The 21,812-nt window shown below is 58.7% G+C and carries 18 protein-coding genes; 3 read left to right on the top strand and 15 right to left on the bottom strand.

All coding sequences use genetic code 11. The annotated features are described in order from the left end of the window. Positions 1–79 precede the first annotated feature (79 nt). The 3 genes from rpoD to rpsU form a co-directional block, all read right to left on the bottom strand. Entirely contained in the window at positions 80–1,930 is a 1,851-nt protein-coding gene (rpoD, locus tag DJ564_RS29765) for an RNA polymerase sigma factor RpoD (RefSeq protein WP_109635336.1), read from the bottom strand. A gap of 67 nt (positions 1,931–1,997) precedes the next feature. Continuing rightward, positions 1,998–3,977: a DNA primase gene (gene dnaG / locus DJ564_RS29760; RefSeq protein ID WP_109635335.1), complete on the bottom strand. Its 1,980-nt coding sequence runs from the start codon at positions 3,975–3,977 to the stop codon at positions 1,998–2,000. 482 nt (positions 3,978–4,459) lie between these two features. After that, on the bottom strand, positions 4,460–4,675 hold the full coding sequence (rpsU, locus tag DJ564_RS29755; protein WP_002551877.1) for a 30S ribosomal protein S21: 216 nt from the start codon (positions 4,673–4,675) through the stop codon (positions 4,460–4,462). 199 nt (positions 4,676–4,874) lie between these two features. Here rpsU and tsaD point away from each other — a divergent pair, with 199 nt between their 5' ends. Continuing rightward, a complete protein-coding gene (tsaD, locus tag DJ564_RS29750) occupies positions 4,875–5,900 on the top strand; it encodes a tRNA (adenosine(37)-N6)-threonylcarbamoyltransferase complex transferase subunit TsaD (protein WP_010467153.1) in 1,026 nt (341 codons plus the stop codon). Between the two features lie 23 nt (positions 5,901–5,923). Here tsaD and plsY read toward each other — a convergent pair whose 3' ends face one another. Continuing rightward, positions 5,924–6,493, bottom strand: coding sequence for a glycerol-3-phosphate 1-O-acyltransferase PlsY (gene plsY / locus DJ564_RS29745; protein ID WP_109635333.1), 570 nt, complete (start codon positions 6,491–6,493; stop codon positions 5,924–5,926). A 74-nt stretch (positions 6,494–6,567) separates the two neighbouring features. Here plsY and folB point away from each other — a divergent pair, with 74 nt between their 5' ends. Next, positions 6,568–6,924 (top strand): dihydroneopterin aldolase, encoded by a 357-nt coding sequence (folB, locus tag DJ564_RS29740; protein WP_008027044.1) that lies wholly within the window; start codon positions 6,568–6,570, stop codon positions 6,922–6,924. Next, positions 6,915–7,433 (top strand): 2-amino-4-hydroxy-6-hydroxymethyldihydropteridine diphosphokinase, encoded by a 519-nt coding sequence (gene folK / locus DJ564_RS29735; RefSeq protein ID WP_109635331.1) that lies wholly within the window; start codon positions 6,915–6,917, stop codon positions 7,431–7,433. The genes folB and folK overlap by 10 nt, the downstream gene beginning before the upstream one ends. A gap of 83 nt (positions 7,434–7,516) precedes the next feature. Here folK and DJ564_RS29730 read toward each other — a convergent pair whose 3' ends face one another. The 11 genes from DJ564_RS29730 to DJ564_RS29680 all read right to left on the bottom strand — a co-directional run bounded on the left by DJ564_RS29730 (position 7,517) and on the right by DJ564_RS29680 (position 21,709). Further along, positions 7,517–8,746 carry a multifunctional CCA addition/repair protein gene (locus DJ564_RS29730; RefSeq protein ID WP_109635330.1) on the bottom strand — a complete coding sequence of 410 codons (1,230 nt, stop codon included), beginning with the start codon at positions 8,744–8,746 and terminating at the stop codon, positions 7,517–7,519. Between the two features lie 63 nt (positions 8,747–8,809). Beyond that, positions 8,810–10,372 (bottom strand): SpoVR family protein, encoded by a 1,563-nt coding sequence (locus DJ564_RS29725; protein ID WP_109635328.1) that lies wholly within the window; start codon positions 10,370–10,372, stop codon positions 8,810–8,812. Next, positions 10,369–11,640, bottom strand: coding sequence for a YeaH/YhbH family protein (locus DJ564_RS29720; protein WP_010467159.1), 1,272 nt, complete (start codon positions 11,638–11,640; stop codon positions 10,369–10,371). Before DJ564_RS29720 ends, DJ564_RS29725 begins: the two co-directional genes overlap by 4 nt. A 202-nt stretch (positions 11,641–11,842) precedes the next feature. Beyond that, positions 11,843–13,765, bottom strand: coding sequence for a PrkA family serine protein kinase (locus DJ564_RS29715; protein ID WP_059407387.1), 1,923 nt, complete (start codon positions 13,763–13,765; stop codon positions 11,843–11,845). Between the two features lie 296 nt (positions 13,766–14,061). Next, entirely contained in the window at positions 14,062–14,391 is a 330-nt protein-coding gene (glpE, locus tag DJ564_RS29710; protein ID WP_109635326.1) for a thiosulfate sulfurtransferase GlpE, read from the bottom strand. 33 nt (positions 14,392–14,424) lie between these two features. Then, a complete protein-coding gene (locus DJ564_RS29705) occupies positions 14,425–15,309 on the bottom strand; it encodes a symmetrical bis(5'-nucleosyl)-tetraphosphatase (protein ID WP_109635325.1) in 885 nt (294 codons plus the stop codon). Next, on the bottom strand, positions 15,309–15,689 hold the full coding sequence (apaG, locus tag DJ564_RS29700) for a Co2+/Mg2+ efflux protein ApaG (RefSeq protein WP_109635323.1): 381 nt from the start codon (positions 15,687–15,689) through the stop codon (positions 15,309–15,311). The genes DJ564_RS29705 and apaG overlap by 1 nt, the downstream gene beginning before the upstream one ends. 123 nt (positions 15,690–15,812) lie before the next feature. Next, positions 15,813–16,631, bottom strand: coding sequence for a 16S rRNA (adenine(1518)-N(6)/adenine(1519)-N(6))-dimethyltransferase RsmA (rsmA, locus tag DJ564_RS29695; protein WP_109635321.1), 819 nt, complete (start codon positions 16,629–16,631; stop codon positions 15,813–15,815). Beyond that, positions 16,628–17,617: a 4-hydroxythreonine-4-phosphate dehydrogenase PdxA gene (pdxA, locus tag DJ564_RS29690; RefSeq protein ID WP_109635320.1), complete on the bottom strand. Its 990-nt coding sequence runs from the start codon at positions 17,615–17,617 to the stop codon at positions 16,628–16,630. Before pdxA ends, rsmA begins: the two co-directional genes overlap by 4 nt. After that, the gene (gene surA / locus DJ564_RS29685) at positions 17,614–18,930 is read right to left on the bottom strand and encodes a peptidylprolyl isomerase SurA (protein WP_109635318.1); all 1,317 of its coding nucleotides are present in this window, start codon (positions 18,928–18,930) and stop codon (positions 17,614–17,616) included. Before surA ends, pdxA begins: the two co-directional genes overlap by 4 nt. After that, the gene (locus DJ564_RS29680) at positions 18,911–21,709 is read right to left on the bottom strand and encodes an LPS-assembly protein LptD (RefSeq protein WP_109635316.1); all 2,799 of its coding nucleotides are present in this window, start codon (positions 21,707–21,709) and stop codon (positions 18,911–18,913) included. Before DJ564_RS29680 ends, surA begins: the two co-directional genes overlap by 20 nt. Between the last annotated feature and the right edge of the window lie 103 nt (positions 21,710–21,812).

Here is a 21,812-nt window from a genome sequence, read left to right as displayed (position 1 = left end):
GGCAATTCGGCGGGGGGGAGGTACGGGGGATTTTATCTGTAGAAAGCAAAACCCCCGGCCTGGGCCGGGGGTTCTGTGATCACTCGTCGAGGAAGGAGCGCAAATGCTCGCTTCTCGTCGGGTGGCGCAGCTTGCGCAGCGCCTTGGCTTCGATCTGACGAATCCGTTCACGGGTCACGTCGAACTGCTTACCAACCTCCTCGAGGGTGTGGTCGGTATTCATGTCGATACCGAAGCGCATGCGCAGAACCTTGGCTTCACGGGCAGTGAGGCCGGACAGAACTTCGCGAGTCGCTTCTTTAAGGCTCTCAACAGTGGCGACATCGATTGGCGACTGCATAGTCGAGTCTTCGATGAAGTCACCCAGATGGGAGTCTTCGTCATCACCGATCGGGGTTTCCATGGAGATCGGCTCTTTAGCGATCTTCAATACCTTGCGGATCTTGTCCTCAGGCATTTCCATGCGTTCGCCCAGCTCTTCCGGGGTCGGTTCGCGACCCATTTCCTGCAACATCTGCCGGGAAATACGGTTGAGCTTGTTGATCGTCTCGATCATGTGCACCGGAATACGGATGGTGCGTGCCTGGTCGGCGATCGAGCGAGTGATCGCCTGACGGATCCACCAGGTGGCATAAGTCGAGAATTTGTAGCCGCGGCGGTATTCGAACTTGTCTACCGCTTTCATCAGGCCGATGTTGCCTTCCTGGATCAGATCGAGGAATTGCAAGCCACGGTTGGTGTACTTCTTGGCGATGGAGATCACCAGACGCAAGTTCGCTTCAACCATCTCTTTCTTCGCGCGGCGGGCCTTGGCCTCACCGATCGACATGCGACGGTTGATGTCCTTGATCTCGGCGATCGTCAAACCGGTTTCGGTTTCCAGCGCGGTCAGCTTCTGCTGGCAACGAATGATGTCCGGTTGCAGGCGACCAATGGCTTCAGCGTATTTGCTTTTGCCTTTGGCCAGTGCATCGGTCCAGCTTTCGTCAACTTCGTTGCCCGGGAACTGGCGCAGGAAGTCGGCACGCGGCATGCGGGCATCACGAACGCAAAGTTGCATGATCGCGCGCTCTTGCTGACGCAGACGATCCAGGGCACTGCGAACACGCTCGACCAGGCCTTCGAATTGCTTCGGAACCAGTTTGATCGGCATGAACAGCTCAGCCAGCAGCACCAGCTCGGCAATTGCCAGCTTGTTGCCACGACCGTGCTTTTTCAGCGCCTTGCGGGTGACTTCCATCTGATCGGAGACAGCGCCAAAGCGCTGAGCTGCAATGACCGGATCCGGACCGCTTTCGGCTTCTTCTTCGTCATCGGTTGCCGCTTCGGCGTCATCGTCGTCGGTATCGTCGTCCGCTTTCACGGCTTTCGGATCGACAGGCGGCGGCACTTCTGCGGCAGGCGGCGCAATGCCGTCGTCCGGGTCGATATAACCGCTCAGGACGTCAGACAGGCGGCCACCTTCGGTGGTGACGCGAGTGTACTCGGAGAGAATGTGGTCAACCGTGCCAGGGAAGTGCGCAATTGCGCCCATCACTTCACGGATACCCTCTTCAATACGTTTGGCGATTTCAATTTCGCCTTCACGTGTGAGGAGCTCTACCGTACCCATTTCACGCATATACATGCGCACTGGGTCGGTGGTGCGACCAATGTCGGTCTCGACCGCTGCCAACGCTGCTGCTGCCTCTTCGGCCGCGGCTTCGTCGGTATCGGCGTCGGCCAGCATAAGGGAATCCTTATCTGGCGCAACCTCGAATACGTTGATCCCCATGTCATTGATCATGCGGATGATGTCTTCCACCTGTTCCGGATCTGAAATATCCTCCGGCAGGTGGTCGTTGACCTCCGCGTAAGTCAGGTAACCCTGCTCACGACCAAGTGTGATCAACTCTTTGATACGAGACTGCTGTTGCGCTTTTCCGGACATAACACCCTATCCACTGAAGGTCTTGGCGGGCAAAAAACAAGCCGAGGATTATACCTGAGCTATGACCTCACGCGCCAGTTGAGGTCGGGGTTGATACAGCCATATTGCGTTTTAATAGGTCGCGCATCTGATTTGCGATCTGATTTGCTTCCTCCGCGGTCAGTCCTGGCTGCCTTGCTTTTCTGATTAGTGCTTCCAGGCTATCGGTGTGTTGAGAGGCTGATAACCTAGTAATGGTGTCTAAAAACTGTTGTTCAAGGTTGTCACCCGCAATCAGCCACTCCTTTTCCGCCAAAGCCTTGAGCAAGCGACCCTGTTCGGTCCCGTGCCACCGGGCCATTAACTGAATTGAGTTTAGCTTAGGATTTTTTTGCACGGCCTCGATCAGAGCTACCAGCAGCTGAGCGTAGGTATTGCTCTCATTGGCGAAATGGTTGGCGGTTTCTACCTTGCCAGCCAGATCCGGGTGATGGATGAGTGTGCGCAGTGCAATCAGGGTCGGGGCTTCCACCGCAATCGGTGTGCGTGGGGCGCTCGGTTGATCGCGATCACCACCACGCTTGCCATTCTTGTCCCAGGGCTTCTTGTCCCACTTCTTGCCGCCTGCACCGGGTTTCTTCGGCGTCCACTCCTGCTGCGGCACGTACATCTCTTGTGCCTGCGGCTGATGGTAGTCGCTGTAATCCGGCATGGCGTCGTAATCGATGCCTGGGTCGTACGCCGGCGGCGCATCCTGTGGAGCGCTCTGCACCAACTGGCTCACGGCTTCACCGCTCAGGCCGGTAATTTCGGTCAGGCGTTGACGCATCAGGATACGTAGATTCGCGCCCGGTACCTTGTCGATCAGCGGCGCGGCGAGGGTGGCCATGTGGGCCTTGCCTTCGAGCGAGCGCGGGTCCGATTCCTCGGTCAGTTGCTGAAAGAAATAATCCGCCAATGGCTGGGCATGCTGGTTGATTCGCGCGCGAAACGCGTCAGTGCCCTCTGAGCGGACCAGCGTATCCGGGTCCTCGCCCTCAGGCAGGAACAGAAAGCGTGCGCGCCGCCCGTCCTGCAGGCAGGGCAGGGTGGCTTCCAGTGCGCGCCACGCGGCGTTGCGGCCGGCCTGGTCGCCGTCGAAGCAGAACAGCACGTTGGGCACGACGCGAAACAGCCGCTTCATATGCTCTTCGCTGGTGGCGGTGCCCAGGGTCGCGACGGCGTTGCGCAAGCCTTGCTGAGCGAGGGCGATGACGTCCATGTAGCCTTCGACGACGATGATTTCGTCGAGGTTGCGGTTATTCTTGCGTGCTTCATAAAGGCCGTAGAGTTCCTGGCCCTTATGGAATACCGGGGTTTCCGGTGAGTTCAGGTATTTCGGCTTGTCATCGCCCAATACCCGGCCACCGAAAGCGATGATGCGCCCTCGACTGTCGCGGATCGGGAACATTACGCGATCGCGAAAGCGGTCATAGCGCTTGCCGGTTTCGGCGTTCTCGATCAGCAGGCCGGCGTCGACCATGGCTTTCTGTTGCAGGGTGTCGCTGCTGAGGTGCTTGAACAGGTTGTCCCAGCCGGGCGGGGCGAAACCGAGGCCGAAGTCCCGGGCGATTTCGCCGGTCAGCCCGCGACCTTTCAAATAATCCACAGCGGCTTTGCGCGATGGATGACTTTTCAGGGCCTGGCGGTAAAAATCGGCGGCCGCAGTCAGCAGCGGGTACAGCGGCGAATCGGTCGGTTGCCGCGGTTTGTGCGGCCGACCGCTTTCTTCGCGGGGGATTTCCATGCCGGCGGCTTTGGCCAGTTCTTCAACAGCCTGGACGAAGTCCAGGTTGTCGTGGTCCATCATGAAACCGAGGGCGTTGCCGCCAGCGCCGCAGCCGAAGCAGTAATAGAACTGTTTATCAGGGCTGACGCTGAAAGACGGGGTTTTCTCTTTATGAAAAGGGCAGCAGGCGGTGTAGTTCTTGCCGGCCTTTTTCATTTGCAGGCGCGAGCTGACCACATCGACGATGTCGGTGCGGTTCAGAAGGTCGTCAATGAAGCTCTGGGGAATTAGCCCGGCCATGGCGTTCTCGTCATCTGCGCTTTAATGGACCCAAAACGATGAGCTGCCGAACGCGGGTCGTTGTTTGAGGCACGCAAAATGTGCGGCTCGACCGGTGTCGTCTGCGTAATCGCTGTCGGGAAGTGTATCTGCCGAAAATCCACTGACGTTAGTACCAATCAGTATTCGACTATTTGAAAGTGTTGCGCTGAAATCCGCTGCGGCCAGTCGAGGGCCTCGGATAGCTCATAAGCGGGCACGCAAGAAGGTGCCTTGGGCTGATCGTCGTGAGAGGAATCAGTGGGTGTGCTCGTCAGTAGCCTTGGAAGGCTCGTCAGAAAAGACGTGCACCGCTGGCAAAAGAGCCAGGTCTGACGCTGTGAAGCAGGTTTGTCTCGGTCGCGTCTGCGGCTTTGACGGTGAAGCATCAAGCGTTTTCCGCAAATGCCATAAGCCCGGCTGAGGGCCGGGCTTGGCAGAAGCTTGCTACGAACGTCTGTGTATTAGTACAGACGAACGGCGCGGCGCTGTTCGCGCTGAACTTTCTTCGCGTGACGCTTAACAGCGGCTGCTGCTTTGCGCTTACGCTCAGAAGTAGGCTTCTCGTAGAATTCGCGGCTACGAACTTCAGCCAGTACACCGGCTTTTTCGCAGGAGCGCTTGAAACGACGCAGAGCTACGTCGAAGGGTTCGTTCTCTTTTACTTTGACGGCTGGCATCCAGAGCTACCTTCATTCATTACCGGGGTCAACATCCTCGCGGCAAAAGAGCACTTGAAGACGTCGGTTTTTAAGGGTTGCGGATGTTAACTCCTCATCGACCGGAATGCAAAGCCTCTGATCGAAAACCGCTAGTCGGGGCATCCGATGGCGACTATTATGCGCGCCTTCGAATTCAGCCTAAACAAGGCGCAAACCCATGCTAGTACTGGGATTAGAAACCTCCTGCGACGAAACCGGTGTCGCATTATATGACAGTGAACGCGGCCTGCTGGCCGACGCGCTGTTCAGTCAGATCGACCTGCACCGCGCCTATGGCGGTGTGGTGCCGGAGCTGGCCTCGCGCGACCACGTCAAACGCATGCTGCCCTTGATTCGTCAGGTGTTGGCCGAAGCTGACTGTGTGCCGACCGAGATCGATGCCATCGCTTATACCGCGGGTCCCGGCCTGGTCGGTGCCTTGCTGGTGGGCGCCTCCTGCGCGCAGGCGCTGGCGTTTGCCTGGGGCATTCCGGCGCTCGGTGTGCACCACATGGAAGGGCATTTGCTGGCGCCAATGCTGGAGCCGCAACCGCCGCAATTCCCGTTCGTCGCTTTGTTGGTGTCGGGGGGTCATACGCAGCTCGTTCAGGTCGACGGAATCGGCCATTACACGCTGTTGGGCGAGACACTCGACGATGCCGCCGGTGAAGCGTTCGACAAGACTGCGAAGATGATGGGCCTCAATTATCCAGGCGGTCCGGAAATCGCCAAACTGGCTGAGCGGGGCGTTTCAGGACGTTTCACCTTTCCGCGTCCGATGTGCGACCGCCCGGGCTTGGCCTTCAGCTTTAGCGGCTTGAAAACCTTCGCCCTGAACACCTGGCAACAGAGCGTCAGCGCCGGGGACGACAGCGAGCAAGCCCGTTGCGACATCTCGCTGGCGTTCCAGCAGGCCGTGGTGGAGACTTTGACCATCAAGTGCAAGCGCGCCCTGAAACAGGCGGGCATGAAGCGCCTGGTGATCGCTGGAGGCGTCAGCGCCAACAAGGCACTGCGCACTTCACTGGAAAAAATGCTCGGCGACATGAAAGGCGATGTGTTTTATGCCCGCCCGGAGTTCTGCACCGACAATGGCGCGATGATCGCGTTTGCCGGTTGCCAGCGCTTGCAGGCCGGTCAGCACGAAAGCCTGGCGATCAGCGTGCAGGCGCGCTGGCCGATGGAGCAGCTGTCGGCGCTGTAATGAGCGGTGCTCATGTCCGGTATTTAAAAATGCCGTTCGCGCCCGGCAAACAGGTCGCGTAGATTGCCGCGATGACGCCAGACGATCAGCCCCGTGAGTGCGCTCATGGGCAGCAGTGCCGCCGGTTCTTGCCAGGCCAGCAGTGGCAGGGTCAACGGCGTGGCGATCAACGCGGCGAGTGAGCTGGTGCGGGTCAGGTAGAACGTCAGCAGCCAGGCGCAGACCGCCAGCAGTGCTGCAGGCGGATACAGGCCAAGCAGCATGCCGGCCGCAGTGGCGACGCCCTTGCCGCCGCGAAAGCGGAAGTACAGCGGGAACAGGTGACCGATGACGGCACAAACGCCGATCCAGGCCTGTTCTTGTAGGGAAAGACCCGCAAAGCCGGCGATTAATACTGGCAGCAGGCCTTTGCAGAGGTCGCCGATCAACGTCAGGATGGCGAGTTTTTTGCCGGCCAGACGCAACATGTTGGTGGCGCCGGCATTGCCCGAGCCACTCATTCGCGGATCGGGGTTACCGGTCAGGCGGCTGAGCAAAATGGCGAAGGACAGAGAGCCGAGCAGGTAGGCGAGGGTCGCCAATAACCAAAACATGCTAACTATTCCGGGCGAGGACGCCCTGATTCTAACGGCGCATTGCGCCCTTGTCGTGCAGCGGAGAAAAGTGCTTGGACAGAGTGTTTATCGAGGGCCTGGAAGTCGACACCGTGATCGGTGCCTACGACTGGGAGCGAGGCATCCGACAGTGCCTGAGACTTGATCTGAGCTTCGCCTGGGACAATCGTCCGGCCGCTGCAGGGGACGACCTGACCCTGGCGCTCGACTACGCGAGCGTTTCGTCGCGCATTCAGGCGTTTGCCGAGCAGGCGCAGTTCCAGCTGGTCGAGACTTTTGCCGAGCGTCTGGTCGAAGTGTTGATGAGCGAATTCAACATCACCTGGATGCGCCTCAAGCTGACCAAGCCTGGCGCGGTCCCGGCGGCCACCGGTGGTGTGGGTGTGGAGATCGAGCGCGGATGTCGCTGACTCAGGTGTATCTCGGGCTCGGTAGCAATATCGAGCGCGAAACCCATTTGCATGCCGGGCTCGAAGCCCTGGCGGATTTTCTCGTGGATATCCGTTGCTCGGCGGTGTTCGAAAGCCAGCCAGTGGGGATCAAGAGCGGGCCGTTCTTTAATTTCGTGGTCTCGGCGTACACCGATTTGCCGCTGATGGAGCTGGACCGTCGATTGAAATTCATCGAGGCGGACAATGGCCGTTATGCGCCTGACCGCAAGGGGCTGCCGCTGGATATCGATGTGCTTTTGTTTGGCGATCTGGTGGGCAATTTCGATGGGTTGATCCTGCCGCGGGCAGAGATTCTGAAAAACGCCTTTGTACTGTGGCCGTTGTCGCTGATTGCGCCGGATCGTGTGCATCCGGGCGTAGGCAAAAGCTTTGCGACCTTGTGGGGTGAAGCGCAGATCGATCAGGTGTTGGCGCCAGTGGCGTTCGAGTGGCGCGGTGAGCAGCTGACGCCTTCGAATTTGCTGTGATCTGACTGACGCAATCGCGGGCAAGCCCGCTCCCACAGGGATTTACACTGAAACTGTGGGAGCGGGCTTGCTCGCGAAGCTTTTCAGGCAGACTCTGCCTCTTTGTAGGCCTTGAGCGCTTTTAGCCGCTCACGCTTGATCGCCTCGCCCAGCTCCGGCCCCTTGAATCCCTTCTCCAGCAACGGCTGAACTGCCACGCTCCGGGCTGCAGTCGCCGCGCCGCGCAAATAATCCGCCTGTGGATAACTTCTCTGCTCCAGCCCTTTGCGCCCGCGCGCATCCATCTCGCACGCTGCAATGAACTCTTCAAACCGCTGCGGACGACGGTACACGTCAAAACTCTGCAGCAACTCCAGCAGAGTCGAGGCCTTCAGCTCCAGGGCGCGGTGGCCGTGGGTGTGATACTGGCCCACCAGCAATGCCAATTCCTGGCAATCCTTCGGTGCCTTGAACTGTTCGTTGACCGCTTTGATCAGCTTCAGGCCCGTGTGTTCGTGGGCGATGTGGCGCGGCCATTCTTCCTGGGGCGTCAATCCTTTGCCCAGATCATGCAGCAAGCACGCCCAACGCACAGTCAGCGGTTGTTTGTGCAGAGCCGCTTGCTCGAGCACGCTCAGGGTGTGCACGCCCGTGTCGATCTCAGGGTGATGGGCTTCCGGTTGTGGCACGCCGAACAGGGCGTCGACTTCCGGCATCAATACCTTGAGCGCGCCACATTCGCGCAGCACTTCGATGAATATCTGTGGCTGATCTTCCATCAGTGCGCGGGAAATTTCCTTCCAGCTGCGTTCGGCAGTCAGCGCCTCCAGTTCACCTGACTCACTGAGTTGCCGCATAAGGCCCATTGTTTCAGGCGCGACGGTGAAACCCAGCCCGGCGTATCGAGCTGCGAAGCGGGCAACGCGCAGGACACGGAGTGGATCTTCGGCGAAAGCGGGGGAAACGTGGCGAAGCACGCGAGCTTCAAGGTCGCGTTGGCCGTGGTACGGGTCCGTCAGGTTCTGCTGATCGTCCTCGGCCATGGCGTTGATCGTCAGGTCGCGACGGATCAAGTCTTCTTCGAGGGTGACCTCGGGGCTGGCATGGAAGGTGAAGCCGCCGTAACCGCGTCCGCTTTTGCGTTCGGTACGGGCGAGGGCGTATTCCTCACCGCTCTTGGGGTGAAGAAATACCGGGAAATCAGCGCCTACCGGGCGAAAACCCTTGGCGAGCATTTCTTCGGTATTGGCACCGACCACGACCCAGTCGATATCGGTGACCGGCTTGCCCAGCAGGCGATCGCGTACCGCGCCGCCGACTTTATAAATCCGCATAAAAAACCTCCGTTAGCTCGACAGAATAACCTTTGCGTCGAACTTCCGGAGGCAGAAACAGAATCAAAGATGAATGACAGCCAGGTCCAGCCGGCCGTAATCCCCCTCGCTGTGTTCGCTTCTGGGCGGAACATGGTGAACTTTCATGACCTGGTCGCCTTGCAGCGTTTCCAGATGAATGTCGAAGCCCCACAGTCGGTGCAGATGCTTGAGCACTTCTTCGGTGGACTCGCCCAACGGTTTGCGGTCGTGCTGCTGGTGACGCAAGGTCAGGGAGCGGTCGCCGCGTCGGTCGATGCTGTAGATCTGAATGTTGGGCTCGCGATTTCCCAGGTTGTACTGCGCGGCCAGGGTTTCGCGAATGATGCGGTAGCCCCCTTCGTCGTGAATCGCCGGGACCAGCAGATCGTCCTTTTGGTCATCATCGAGGATGCTGAACAACTTCAGGTCGCGGATAACCTGGGGTGACAAGTACTGCAGGATGAAGCTTTCATCCTTGAAGCTGCTCATGGCGAACTTGATGCTCGACAGCCAGTCGGTGCCGGCAATCTCAGGGAACCAGCGGTAGTCCTCTTCGGTCGGGTGTTCACACATGCGGCGGATGTCCCGGTACATGGCAAAACCCAGGGTGTAGGGGTTGATGCCGTTGTAGTAGGGGCTGTCGAAGCCGGGTTGGTAGACCACACTGGTGTGGGAGGTCAGAAACTCCATCATGAAGCCGTCGGTGACGAGGCCTTCGTCATACAGGTCGTTCATCAGCGTGTAGTGCCAGAACGTGGCCCAACCTTCGTTCATCACCTGGGTCTGGCGTTGCGGGTAGAAATACTGGGCGATCTTGCGCACGATGCGCACGATTTCCCGCTGCCAGGGCTCCAGCAACGGCGCGTGTTTTTCGATGAAGTACAGGATGTTTTCCTGAGGTTCGGCGGGGAAGCGAGCGTTGTCCTTGTCGCTGTACTTGTCCGCGCCTTTTGGAATGGTCCGCCACAGATCGTTGATCTGTTTTTGCAGATGCTCTTCCCGGTCCTTTTGCCGACGGCGTTCTTCTTCAGCCGAAATCGGATACGGACGTTTGTAGCGATCAACCCCGTAGTTCATCAGGGCGTGGCAGGAATCCAGCAAGTCCTCCACCGCGTCGATGCCATGGCGTTCTTCGCACTGCATGATGTATTGCTTGGCAAAAACCAGGTAATCGATGATCGAACTGGCATCGGTCCAGGTGCGGAACAGGTAATTGCCCTTGAAGAAGCTGTTGTGGCCGTAGCACGCGTGAGCGACCACCAGGGCCTGCATGCAGATGGTGTTTTCTTCCATCAGGTAGGCGATGCACGGGTCCGAGTTGATCACGATCTCGTAGGCCAGTCCCATCTGCCCACGGCTGTAGGACTTCTCGGTGCTAAGGAAGTGTTTGCCGTAGGACCAATGGTGATAACCCAGCGGCATGCCGACGGAGGCGTAGGCGTCCATCATCTGCTCGGCGGTGATCACTTCGATCTGGTTGGGGTAGGTGTCCAGGGCATAACGAGCCGCCAGGCGACTGATTTCCTTGTCGTAGGCCTGGATCAGCTCGAACGTCCATTCGGAGCCGGTGGAAATGGGTTGGCGCTTCTGCTCTTTGGCGGTCATGTCACTAACCTGCGCTGGAAGAGTTCACGGAAGACCGGATAGATATCCCCGGCCGAGACCAGTTGCTGCTGGGCAAAAGTGTCAGAGAAGGCTTCGGCAATGCGTTCGTACTCGAACCACAAGGCCTGATGTTCGCGCGGGGTAATCTCAACGTAAGTGTAGTACTGCACGAATGGCATGATCTGGTTGATCAGAATGTCGCGGCAGATCGGCGAATCGTCGTTCCAGTTGTCACCATCGGAGGCCTGGGCCGCGTAGATGTTCCACTCATTGCTCGGATAACGCTCGGCCATGATCTCCTGCATCAGTTTCAAGGCGCTGGAGACGATGGTGCCGCCGGTTTCCCGGGAGTAGAAGAACTCTTCCTCGTCCACTTCGCGAGCGCTGGTGTGGTGGCGGATGAACACGACGTCGATCTTGTCGTAGTTACGCTTGAGAAACAGGTACAACAGGATGAAGAAGCGCTTGGCGATGTCCTTGGTCGCCTGGGTCATGGAGCCAGATACGTCCATCAGGCAGAACATCACCGCTTTGGAGCTTGGGTTCGGCTGCTTGATGAGCAGGTTGTACTTGAGGTCAAAGGTGTCCAGAAAGGGTACGCGATGGATGCGCGCACTGAGTTTCTCGATTTCTGCTTCGATCTCCTGAATATCGCCGAAGTTGTCCGGTTCATCTCGCTTGAGTCGCAGCAGTTCCTCTTTGGCTTCGCGCAATTTTGCCCGGCTGCTGCCAGACAGGGCGATTCGCCGGGCATGGGCCGAGCGCAAGGTTCGGATGATGTTGATCCGCGACGGGTTACCTTCGTTGCTGATACCCGCGCGTACGGTCTTGAAGGTGTCGGTGCCGGTGAGGTTGCGTTTCACCAGGTTTGGCAGTTCGAGGTCCTCGAACATGAATTCGAGAAATTCCTCCTGGGTGATCTGGAAGACAAATTCGTCCATCCCTTCGCCCGAGTTGCCAGCCTTGCCCGGGCCCCGGCCGCCACCACCGCCTGGTGGACGGGCGATGTGTTCGCCGCTGGTGAATTCCTTGTTGCCGGGGTGCACGACCGTCTGCTTGCCACCGCGTCCGTGGTGAAGCACCGGCTCGTCGATGTCGCGGCCGGGGATACTGATCTGTTCGCCGTGCTCCATATCGGTAATGGAACGCCGACTGACCGCCTCTTCGACAGCCTTCTTGATGTGATCACGGTAACGCCGCAGAAACCGCTGACGGTTTACCGTGCTCTTGTTCTTGCCATTGAGACGTCGGTCGATCACATAGCTCATGACTGCTCCTTAGAAGCTGTCCTGAAAGGGGCGAGCGGTTATGCAGCATCGACGGTGCCAAGGGATGTTCACGCTCCCCCAAGCGCTTTTGGACGCTGACTGAACCTCGCTACCGACTTTCGAACACCTTCCAGAGGTCTGTGTAACAGAAAATGCGTACACAGGCCTCTGGCTGACGACAACCGGTCTGACCGGCAGCGGGTTACTGTGATTTTCTGACCCGCAGGTACCACTCGGACAGCAGTCGTACCTGTTTGTCGGTGTAGCCCCGCTCGACCATCCGTGTGACGAAGTCGTTGTGTTTCTGCTGGTCCTCTTTGCTGGCCTTGGCGTTGAAGCTGATGACCGGCAGGAGGTCCTCGGTGTTGGAGAACATTTTCTTCTCAATGACCACCCGCAGTTTTTCGTAGCTGAGCCAGGTCGGGTTCTTGCCATTGTTGTTGGCCCGGGCGCGCAATACGAAGTTGACGATTTCGTTGCGGAAATCCTTCGGATTGCTGATACCGGCCGGTTTTTCGATTTTCTCCAGTTCTTCGTTCAGCGCGACGCGGTTGAGGATCTCGCCGGTTTCCGGATCGCGGTATTCCTGGTCCTGGATCCAGAAGTCGGCGTACAGCACGTAACGATCGAAGATGTTCTGGCCGTACTCGCTGTAAGACTCGAGATAGGCGGTCTGGATCTCCTTGCCGATGAATTCGATATAACGCGGCGCCAGGTACTCCTTGAGGAAGCGCAGATAGCGTTCGCGGGTCTCGGCCTGGAACTGTTCCTGTTCAATCTGTTGTTCCAGCACATAGAGCAAGTGCACCGGGTTGGCGGCGATTTCGTGCGGATCAAAGTTGAAGACCTTGGACAGGATCTTGAACGCGAACCGGGTCGACAGACCGTTCATGCCCTCGTCGACACCGGCGTTATCACGGTATTCCTGGATCGACTTGGCTTTTGGATCCGTGTCCTTGAGATTCTCGCCGTCATACACACGCATCTTGGAGTAGATGTTGGAGTTTTCCGGCTCCTTGAGACGCGAGAGCACGGTGAACTGGGCGAGCATTTTCAGGGTGTCGGGCGCGCAATGGGCCTTGGCCAGGGAGCTGTTGAACAGAAGCTTGTCGTAGATCTTCACTTCGTCGCTGACCCGTAGGCAGTACGGCACTTTGACGATGTAGATCCGGTCGATGAAGGCTTCGTTGTTCTTGTTGTTACGGAAGGTGTGCCATTCCGATTCGTTGGAGTGGGCGAGCAGGATCCCGGTAAACGGAATCGCCCCGAGGCCTTCAGTACTGTTGTAGTTGCCTTCCTGAGTGGCGGTCAGCAATGGGTGCAGCACCTTGATCGGTGCCTTGAACATTTCGACGAATTCCATCAGGCCCTGGTTGGCCCGGCACAGTGCGCCCGAATAGCTGTAGGCGTCGGCGTCGTTTTGCGGGAATTCTTCCAGTTTGCGGATATCGACCTTGCCCACCAGTGCGGAGATGTCCTGGTTGTTTTCATCGCCCGGTTCGGTTTTGGCCACCGCGATCTGGTTGAGGATCGACGGATAGAGTTTCACTACGCGGAACTGGCTGATGTCGCCGCCGAATTCGGCCAGGCGTTTGGTGGCCCATGGCGACATGATGGTATTGAGGTAGCGCCGTGGAATACCGAAGTCTTCCTCGAGGATCGCGCCATCTTCAGTGGCGTTGAACAGACCCAGAGGCGACTCGAATACCGGCGAGCCCTTGATGGCGTAGAAGGGCACTTTCTCGATCAGTTGTTTGAGCTTCTCGGCCAGGGACGATTTACCGCCACCGACGGGGCCGAGCAGATAGAGGATTTGTTTCTTCTCTTCCAGGCCCTGAGCGGCGTGGCGGAAATACGACACGATCTGGTCTATGCATTCTTCCATCCCGTGGAAGTCTTCAAAGGCCGGATAGCGGCGGATCACCTTGTTGGAGAAGATTCGCGACAGTCTCGAGTTGGTCGAGGTGTCGAGCAGCTCCGGTTCTCCGATGGCCAGCAATAGACGCTCGGCGGCGGAGGCATAGGCGCTGCGGTCCTGTTTGCACAGCTCAAGATACTCTTGCAGCGAGAGTTCTTCCTGGCGTGTGGACTCGAAGCGTTGTTGGAAGTGGCTAAAGATACTCATGACGTCACCTCGCTCGATACGTGGAGCCGACGCCGGATCATTCAGTCGATGCTGGCAGCAACCGGATATGCAGTTGCTGTTTACCCCCCAGAACTCTTTCAGGGCTGACTACCCCGAAAGCTACTCCCGATGACCCGCGCGCCGGTGTACCGGCTCTCCCCTGTTTTGGATGGCCTGCGCTTAAGGATAGTTGCTTATTCGGGAGGTAAAGGCGAGATACGTAATTAGTTGTGGCAGACCGTTCGTCTGCCACCGCGCGAGCCCACGGGGGCCGGGGCTTGCACGTTACAAAAAAATTATTCGGACGTGCCTTGCGCCGTTTCCGCCGGGTAAGTCGTACGCCACAGCTCAAAACCGCCGTCCATGCTGTACACGTCTGAAAAGCCCTGGCTGATCAGGTACGCGGCCGCGCCTTGGCTGGAATTGCCGTGGTAGCAGACCACTACGGTCGGTGCATCCAGATCGGCAGCCTGAATAAAGGCATGCAGTGAATGATTGTCCAGATGCTTCGAGCCGCTGATGTGCAGCGCGGCAAAAGTTGCAGGGTCGCGGACATCGACCACCACTGCGCCTTGTTCGCGCAGGGCTTGTGCCTGTTCTGGGGGGATGCGTTTGAATTCGCTCATGGCGGGCTCCGGTGGCTCGGCTGAAAGCGCAGTCTAGCGCTGGGCGCTGGCTGGCGTTTGTTCGCAAGTGAGTGGGGCGACTGGTGGCGCGGCAGCATGGCCATGCTCGTCGCATTTGCAGGACAGGCGTTCCCCGCTGTCGACATTCATCATCGTCAGGGCACCGCCCCAGACGCAACCCGTGTCGAGGGCAGAGATGCCCGGCTCGTTGCACTGGCCTTCAAGCGCAGCCCAGTGCCCGAAAATGATTTTCACACCCTTGGTTTTGCGTTCCTTGTGCTGGAACCAGGGTTTGTAGCCGGGTGGCGCAGTGCCCAGGCCTTCCTTGCTCTTGAGGTCCAGCTTGCCTTCGGCCGTGCAGAAACGCATGCGGGTGAAATAGTTGGTGATCACCCGAAGACGCGTGACGCCTTGGAGGTCGCTGTCCCATTTCGCCGGATCGTTGCCGTACATGCCGTCGAGGTAGGGTGGCAGCAAATTGTCGTCGCGCAGCGCCGTCTCGACTTCGGCGGCGCACTTCAGTGCTTTGCGCAGCGACCATTGCGGCGGAATGCCGGCATGCACCAGCGCAACGTTACGTTGCTCGTCGTAGTGCATGAGTTTTTGCTGGCGCAGCCATTCCAGTAGCTCGGCGCAATCGGGGGCTTCGATAATCTCGCGAAGGGTATCGGTTTTCTTCAGCCGTTCGATGTTCTTCCCGGCCGCCAGCAAGTGCAGGTCATGGTTGCCGAGCACGCACACCAGCGATTCGCGGATGCTGTAGAGAAAGCGCAAGGTTTCCAGCGACTGCGGGCCACGGTTGACCAGATCACCCACCAGCCACAGACGATCCTTTGCCGGGTCGAACGCGACTTTTTTGAGCAGGCATTGAAGGGCTTCAAGACAGCCTTGAAGGTCGCCGACGGCGTACGTCGCCATCAGTGCAGGGCTCCGGGCACCGCCAGGCGGAATGGCGCGATGATGGCGTCAAAGTGTTTGCCGTCATCGGCGACCATTTCGTAAGTACCCTGCATCGTGCCGACCTTGGAAGTCATGACGGTGCCGCTGCTGTAGGTAAGGCTCTTGCCTGGTTCGATCAACGGTTGCTGGCCGACAACGCCCGCACCGCGAACCTCTTCGACATGCCCGTCGCCATCGGTGATGACCCAGTGCCGTGACAGCAGCTTGGCCGATAGCTCGCCGTTGTTCTGCACGGTGATGGTGTAGGCGAAGGCAAAGCGGTCGTGCTCGGGTTGCGATTGTTCTGCCAGATAGCGGGTGACGACGCTGACGTCGACCTGATAACGAGGATCGGACATGCAAGAGGCCTTAAAAACGAAGCGGGACGCGGGGCGTAGCTGATTGAACTCAGTCTAGGCCAAGTATCGGGTAGTAAACCAGACATGGGCGCTGGTGTCCTACCCGATGACGTTCGTCGCCTGTCAGTCGGCGGCGGGGGATGGCGGGACTTGTTCGCTGAGCTTGTCGGCCAGGCGCACGAAGGCGGCAAGGTCGAGCTGCTCTGGGCGAAGGCTGCCGTCAACGCCGGCTGCGGTGATTTCGTCGTTGCTCAGCAGCAACTTGAGGGTGTTGCGCAGGGTCTTGCGACGCTGGTTGAAGGCTTCGCGCACCACACGTTCCAGCAGCTTGTGATCCTTGGCCGGGTGCGGCAGCACCGCGTGAGGCACCAGGCGCACGATGGCCGAATCGACTTTCGGTGGCGGGTTGAAAGCGCCCGGGCCAACGTTGAACAGATGTTCGACCCGGCAGTGATACTGAACCATGATCGACAGGCGACCCCAGTCACCGCCACCAGGACCTGCCGCCATGCGCTCGACCACTTCTTTTTGCAGCATGAAGTGCATGTCGCGAATCAGGCTGGCGTTATGCAGCAAGTGAAAAATCAGCGGCGTCGAGATGTTGTACGGCAGGTTGCCGACGACACGAAGGCTGCCCGGTGCTGCATTCAGGCTGTTGAAGTCGAACTTCAGCGCGTCGCCCTGATGCAGGTTGAAGTTGCTCTTGCCGGCGAACTGCTGATTGAGGATCGGGATCAGGTCCTTGTCCAGTTCCACCACGTCCAGTTGCGCACCACTGCCCAGCAGGCCTTGGGTCAACGCACCCTGGCCCGGGCCGATTTCCAGCAGGCGGTCTTCGGGCTTGGCGTGAATGGAGCGCAGGATGCGGTCGATAACACCGGCATCGTGCAGGAAGTTCTGGCCGAAACGCTTGCGCGCCCGGTGTTGGTAATGCTCGGTCATATACGGGTCTCGGCCATCTGGTAGGCGGTTTCCAGGGCGACTTGCAGGCTGCCGGTGTCGATGTTGCCGCTGCCGGCCAGATCCAGGGCGGTGCCGTGGTCGACTGACGTGCGGATGATCGGCAAGCCCAGGGTCACGTTGACTGCCGCGCCGAAGCCTTTGTATTTCAGCACAGGCAGGCCCTGGTCGTGGTACATCGCCAGCACCGCGTCGCAGTGCTCCAGATATTTGGGGGTAAACAGAGTGTCGGCGGGCAGGGGGCCGCGAAGGTCCATGCCCTCGCCGCGCAGGCGCTCTAATGTAGGTTCGATGATGTCGATTTCTTCATGGCCCAGGTGACCGCCTTCACCGGCGTGCGGGTTTAACCCGCAAACCAGGATGCGTGGCCGGGCGATGCCGAATTTTTGTTGCAGGTCTGTGTGCAGAATCCGTGTGACCCGTTCCAGACGCTCCGGCGTGATTGCATCGGCAATCTCGCGAAGGGGCAGGTGAGTGGTCACCAGTGCCACGCGCAAGCCGCGGGTGGCAAGCATCATCACCACTTGTGCGGTGTGGGTCAGGTCAGCGAGAAATTCGGTGTGCCCGGAGAAGGCAATCCCGGATTCATTGATCACGCCCTTGTGCACAGGGGCAGTGATCATGCCGGCGAAGTGCCCGTCGAGGCAGCCTTGGCCCGCACGGGTCAGGGTTTCCAGAACGAAAGCCGCGTTGGCCTTGTCCAGTTGCCCGGCGCTGACCGGTGCATTGAGCGGGGTGTCCCAGACATACAGGCTGTTGGCGGGTGCCGGTACATCCGGCCAGTTGTCCGGCGTTACCGGCAGCAAATCGACAACCACACCCAGCTGCGCGGCCCGCTCAAGGAGCAGGTCGCGGCTGGTAATGGCAATCAGAGGGTGTGGCTGGGCTTGCGAGGCGAGCAGCAGGCACAGGTCGGGACCTATGCCGGCCGGTTCGCCGGGTGTCAGCGCGAAACGCTTGGGTTTCACTGCGCTGCCTGGTCTGCACCAGGGAGTTTGATCTCTACGTACGCTTCGTCACGAATCTGACGCAGCCAGGTTTGCAGCTCTTCATCGTATTTGCGGTTACGCAGTACGGTCATCGCTTGCTGCTCACGGGCCTGGTTAGTGCTGTCGGTGGCGCGACGGCCAAGGACTTCCAGAACGTGCCAGCCGTATTGGGTCTGGAACGGCTTGGACAGCTGACCTTGCGGGGTCTTGGCCATCACTTCGCGGAACTCAGGTACCAATGCATTCGGATCGATCCAGTTCAGGTCGCCACCGTTGAGGGCGGAACCCGGATCTTCCGAGAAGCTTTTCGCCAGTTCGCCGAAATCTTCGCCCGCTTCGATCCGGGTGTAGAGCGACTCAGCCAAGGCCTTGGTCTTTGCTTCGTCACGGATCGGGCTTGGCTTGACCAGGATATGACGCACGTGCACTTCGTCACGCGTCTGGGTCTCACCACCACGCTTGTCGAGGATCTTCAGGATGATGAAGCCGCCCGGCGTACGCATTGGCTGGGTAATGTCGCCAACGGTCATGGTGCTCAGCATGCGATCGAATGGAGGTGGCAATTGAGCGGCTTTACGCCAGCCCATGTCGCCGCCTTCCAGTGCGGTTTCGCTGGCGGATTTGGCGATTGCCAACTGACCGAAGTCAGCGCCTTGCTTGAGCTGCTGGTACACCGCGTCCGCTTGCTTGGCAGCATTCTGAATCGCATCGGAGTTAGCGCTTTCCGGTGTCGGAATCAGGATGTTGGCCAGGCGGAACTCTTCGGACAATTGCATCTTGCCGAGGTCGGAAGCCAGAAAGTTCTTCACTTCCTGCTCGGAAACCTGGATGCGTTCGGCCACACGACGCTGGCGCACACGGCTGATGATCATTTCGCGGCGGATCTGCTCCCGGGCGTCCTCGTAAGAGAGGCCGTCGCGAGTCAGGGCTGCGCGGAATTGATCAATCGACATGTTATTGCGCTGGGCAATGGTGCCGACAGCCTGGTTCAGTTCTTCATCGGTAATGCGGATGCCGGAACGCTCGCCGATCTGCAGCTGCAGGTTCTCGACGATCAGACGCTCAAGCACCTGCTGATCCAGCACGCCGGCCGGCGGCACCGCTGAGCCGCGTTTGGCGATGGTTTGCTGAACTTCATGAACGCGCTGGTCCAATTGGCTCTGCATGACCACGTCGTTGTCGACGATGGCCACCACTTTATCGATGGACTGTACCGCGGCGTTGGCCGCGGTACCCAGGAACAGCGCGCCCAGCACTAGCGGGCGCAGACAATCAGAAAGCTTGGTCTTCACGTTCACGATAACCTTGGATGCCTTTGTCGAGGAAGCTCTCTACTTTGGCGCCGGTGAGGCCGCCGAGACCCTTCAGAACGATTTGTAGGAAGATGCCATGGTCGCCTTTTTCGTTTTCCGGGGCGTTCTGACTGAATTCGTCATACGAAACCCAGTAACGATTGATCAGGCGCAGTTTCCAGCAGCAGTTGTCGTACTCGAAACCACCGAAGGCTTCCAGGGTACGGTTGCGGTTGTAGTCATACTGCCAGCGGCTGATGAGGTTCCATTGCGGCACGATCGGCCACATCACCGAGAGGTCGTGCTGTTGGATCTTGTAGTAGTCCTTCACATAGCCAGGCTGGCCAGGGGTGCCGTAGTCACCACCGCCCACCGACCATTTACCGGTGTTCTGGTCGTAACGGACCTGGTCGTTGCGATAGCGATAGCCGGCGTTGATGATCTTGTTCGGATTATCTTCAGGCTGGTAGTGGAACATCGCGCTACCCGAACGCGGGCTGCGGCTGTCCGGGTCCCAGTTGTAGTCGGCCGTGGTACGCCAATCGCGGTTCCAGCGGTATTCGTATTCCAGCGCATAAGGCGACACGTTGGCGTGTGCATCGTCGCGGGTTTTTGCATCGATACCCGGCAACTGGACTTCGCGGTCCTTGAAGTACAAGGCCTGACCGACGCTGATGCGTTGACGCTCGAAACCGTTGTCTTCGATCCAGCGGTTGGTTATACCCAGCGACAGCTTGTTTTCGTCACCGACGCGGTCGGAGCCAGAGAACCGGTTGTCACGGAACAGCGACGCATAGTTGAAGGTGTATTCGCCGGTGTCGAAGACAGGAATGTCTTCCTGATCCTTCTCGGGGACATAGAGGTAGTACAGGCGCGGCTCAAGGGTCTGGCGATAGTTTTTGCCAAACCATTGGGTATTGCGATCGAAGTACAGGCCGCTGTCGATGCTGGCGATTGGTACGCCGCGATTCTGGTTGCTACCGAAGGTACCGTTGAGGCGGTCACCTTCCGGTCCCTGGTTGGCAATGTCAGTTTTACCCTTGCCGTCCAGATCCAGTTGGTACTGCGTGTACTGGTACTTCAAGGATGGCTTCAGGAAACCATAGCTGGCATTCATCGGATAGCTGACAACCGGGGCGACGTTCAGGCGATCACCGTTTGCGCGGGCTAATCCGAAAACGTTTGTGTCCAGGCGTGGAGACTCATTGCCATCTTCATCAGTGAAGGTGCCGTCTTTCAGGTCGCGATCAAATCGCACGATTTCAGTGTTGTAACTGAAATCCAGTCCGCCTGGGTGATACGGCAGAGCGCCATTGAACGTGATCTGCGGCAAACGATCATACGGTGTGATGTTCGAAACGGTCGCCAGCTGATAAGCCTGGGCATTCAAACGAGCCGTGTAGCTGTCGCCACGATAGCTGACAGAACCCTGCTGGTTAACGTAGTCAGCGCTTTTCACGCCGATCTGGTCAGTCTGCAGATCCTGGAAGTAATACGGATCGCTGATCTTGGTGTAGTCGACTTGCGTCAGTACCCGCGAATCCAGACCACCCTTGTGCTGCCAGTTATACATGTAGCGGTTTTTCTGGTAGTCGGTCTGCTTGCTGCGATCGGTATCTTCGTCGTTGAGGTACGCGGCACCGAACTGACCTTCGCTGGACGGGGTCAGGTAGCGGAATTCACCTTCCATCAACAAGCCATGCTTGCTCATGTAACGCGGGTACAACGTGGCGTCGTAGTTCGGCGCCAGGTTGAAGTAATACGGTGTGACCAGCATGAAGCCGGTATCGCTGCCCGTGCCGATAGTCGGCGGCAGGAAGCCGGACTGGCGACGGTCATCGATCGGGAAATAGATGTACGGCGTGTACAGAACAGGAATGTCCTTGACCCGCAGAGTCACGTTGGTTGCGGTACCGAAACCGGTCGCCGGGTTCAAGGTGATGTTGTTGCCCTTGAGCTGCCAGGCGTTGCTGTTCGGTTCGCACGTGGTGTACGTACCGTCCTTGAGGCGGATGATCGCGTTTTCGGCACGTTTGGCGTACAGCGCGTTACCGCGGATACGCGACTTGTGCATCACGTATTCGGCGTTATCGACCTTGGCTTCACCGGTATCGAGCTGCACGTCGGCGTGGTCGCCCACGATCAGCGCGCCGTTGTCGCGAATGCGCACGTTGCCGCTCAGTTCGCCACGGCTCTCGGCCTGGTACAGGTTCGCTTCGTCGGCTTCGACCTGCATGCTGCCCTGGCGCATGACGACGTCACCGGCCAGGGTCGCGACTTGCTCTTCCTGCTTATAGCGGGAGGCTTTCGCGCCGATAAAGGTCGGTGCGTCACTTTTATCCGTCTTGTCATTCATGCCAGGACGAATCGGTTCGATATAGGAACCAGAGCAGTAAGGACCGGTCTCGGCCAGTTGTGCCGCCGTGAGGTTCTCGCGCGGAACCCAGTCGAGGTGACTGTAGTCTGCACTACGCGACTTCAGGCCGCGGCCTTTGGACTCGGTAACCAGCACAGGCTTGGCGCCGGTGTCTTCGCTGGTGCCACTCTCGGTCGCAGCTTCGCCGGTGGCGGAAACTGCGCTGCCTTCATGGACGGGACGCGGTGGCAATGCCGCCGCTGGCGCTTTTGGCGCACAGTCCCAGGCACCCGAAGCAGAGACTGAGCAGTCATACTGTTCCGCGGCGACCACGAATGAGGTGGCTAGGGGTTGCAGGGCCAGCAGACTGCCGGTAACCAACAACGGAAATTTTTTACGAAACGCGGGGGATTTCAATGCCATCTTATTAGTCCGGGCTTCCTGCGTGCCATCTGCCCGCGGTGTGGGCCGCACGCCTCTCGATGGTCTGAAAAAGATGCTGGATAATAAAGCATGACCCGCTTGA

It is taken from the genome of Pseudomonas sp. 31-12 (assembly GCF_003151075.1).
GTDB lineage: Bacteria > Pseudomonadota > Gammaproteobacteria > Pseudomonadales > Pseudomonadaceae > Aquipseudomonas.
This window is presented reverse-complemented; position numbering and strand designations above follow the sequence as displayed.

What these genes read in the sequence shown, in the direction of transcription:
- DJ564_RS29725 (WP_109635328.1), bottom strand. Translation starts at nt 10,372, where the DNA reads ATGACCGCCAAAGAGCAGAAGCGCCAACCCATTTCCACCGGCTCCGAA.
- rpoD (WP_109635336.1), bottom strand. Translation starts at nt 1,930, where the DNA reads ATGTCCGGAAAAGCGCAACAGCAGTCTCGTATCAAAGAGTTGATCACA.
- glpE (WP_109635326.1), bottom strand. Translation starts at nt 14,391, where the DNA reads ATGAGCGAATTCAAACGCATCCCCCCAGAACAGGCACAAGCCCTGCGC.
- DJ564_RS29705 (WP_109635325.1), bottom strand. Translation starts at nt 15,309, where the DNA reads ATGGCGACGTACGCCGTCGGCGACCTTCAAGGCTGTCTTGAAGCCCTT.
- tsaD (WP_010467153.1), top strand. Translation starts at nt 4,875, where the DNA reads ATGCTAGTACTGGGATTAGAAACCTCCTGCGACGAAACCGGTGTCGCA.
- dnaG (WP_109635335.1), bottom strand. Translation starts at nt 3,977, where the DNA reads ATGGCCGGGCTAATTCCCCAGAGCTTCATTGACGACCTTCTGAACCGC.
- rsmA (WP_109635321.1), bottom strand. Translation starts at nt 16,631, where the DNA reads ATGACCGAGCATTACCAACACCGGGCGCGCAAGCGTTTCGGCCAGAAC.
- rpsU (WP_002551877.1), bottom strand. Translation starts at nt 4,675, where the DNA reads ATGCCAGCCGTCAAAGTAAAAGAGAACGAACCCTTCGACGTAGCTCTG.
- DJ564_RS29730 (WP_109635330.1), bottom strand. Translation starts at nt 8,746, where the DNA reads ATGCGGATTTATAAAGTCGGCGGCGCGGTACGCGATCGCCTGCTGGGC.
- DJ564_RS29720 (WP_010467159.1), bottom strand. Translation starts at nt 11,640, where the DNA reads ATGAGCTATGTGATCGACCGACGTCTCAATGGCAAGAACAAGAGCACG.
- apaG (WP_109635323.1), bottom strand. Translation starts at nt 15,689, where the DNA reads ATGTCCGATCCTCGTTATCAGGTCGACGTCAGCGTCGTCACCCGCTAT.
- folK (WP_109635331.1), top strand. Translation starts at nt 6,915, where the DNA reads ATGTCGCTGACTCAGGTGTATCTCGGGCTCGGTAGCAATATCGAGCGC.
- DJ564_RS29715 (WP_059407387.1), bottom strand. Translation starts at nt 13,765, where the DNA reads ATGAGTATCTTTAGCCACTTCCAACAACGCTTCGAGTCCACACGCCAG.
- plsY (WP_109635333.1), bottom strand. Translation starts at nt 6,493, where the DNA reads ATGTTTTGGTTATTGGCGACCCTCGCCTACCTGCTCGGCTCTCTGTCC.
- DJ564_RS29680 (WP_109635316.1), bottom strand. Translation starts at nt 21,709, where the DNA reads ATGGCATTGAAATCCCCCGCGTTTCGTAAAAAATTTCCGTTGTTGGTT.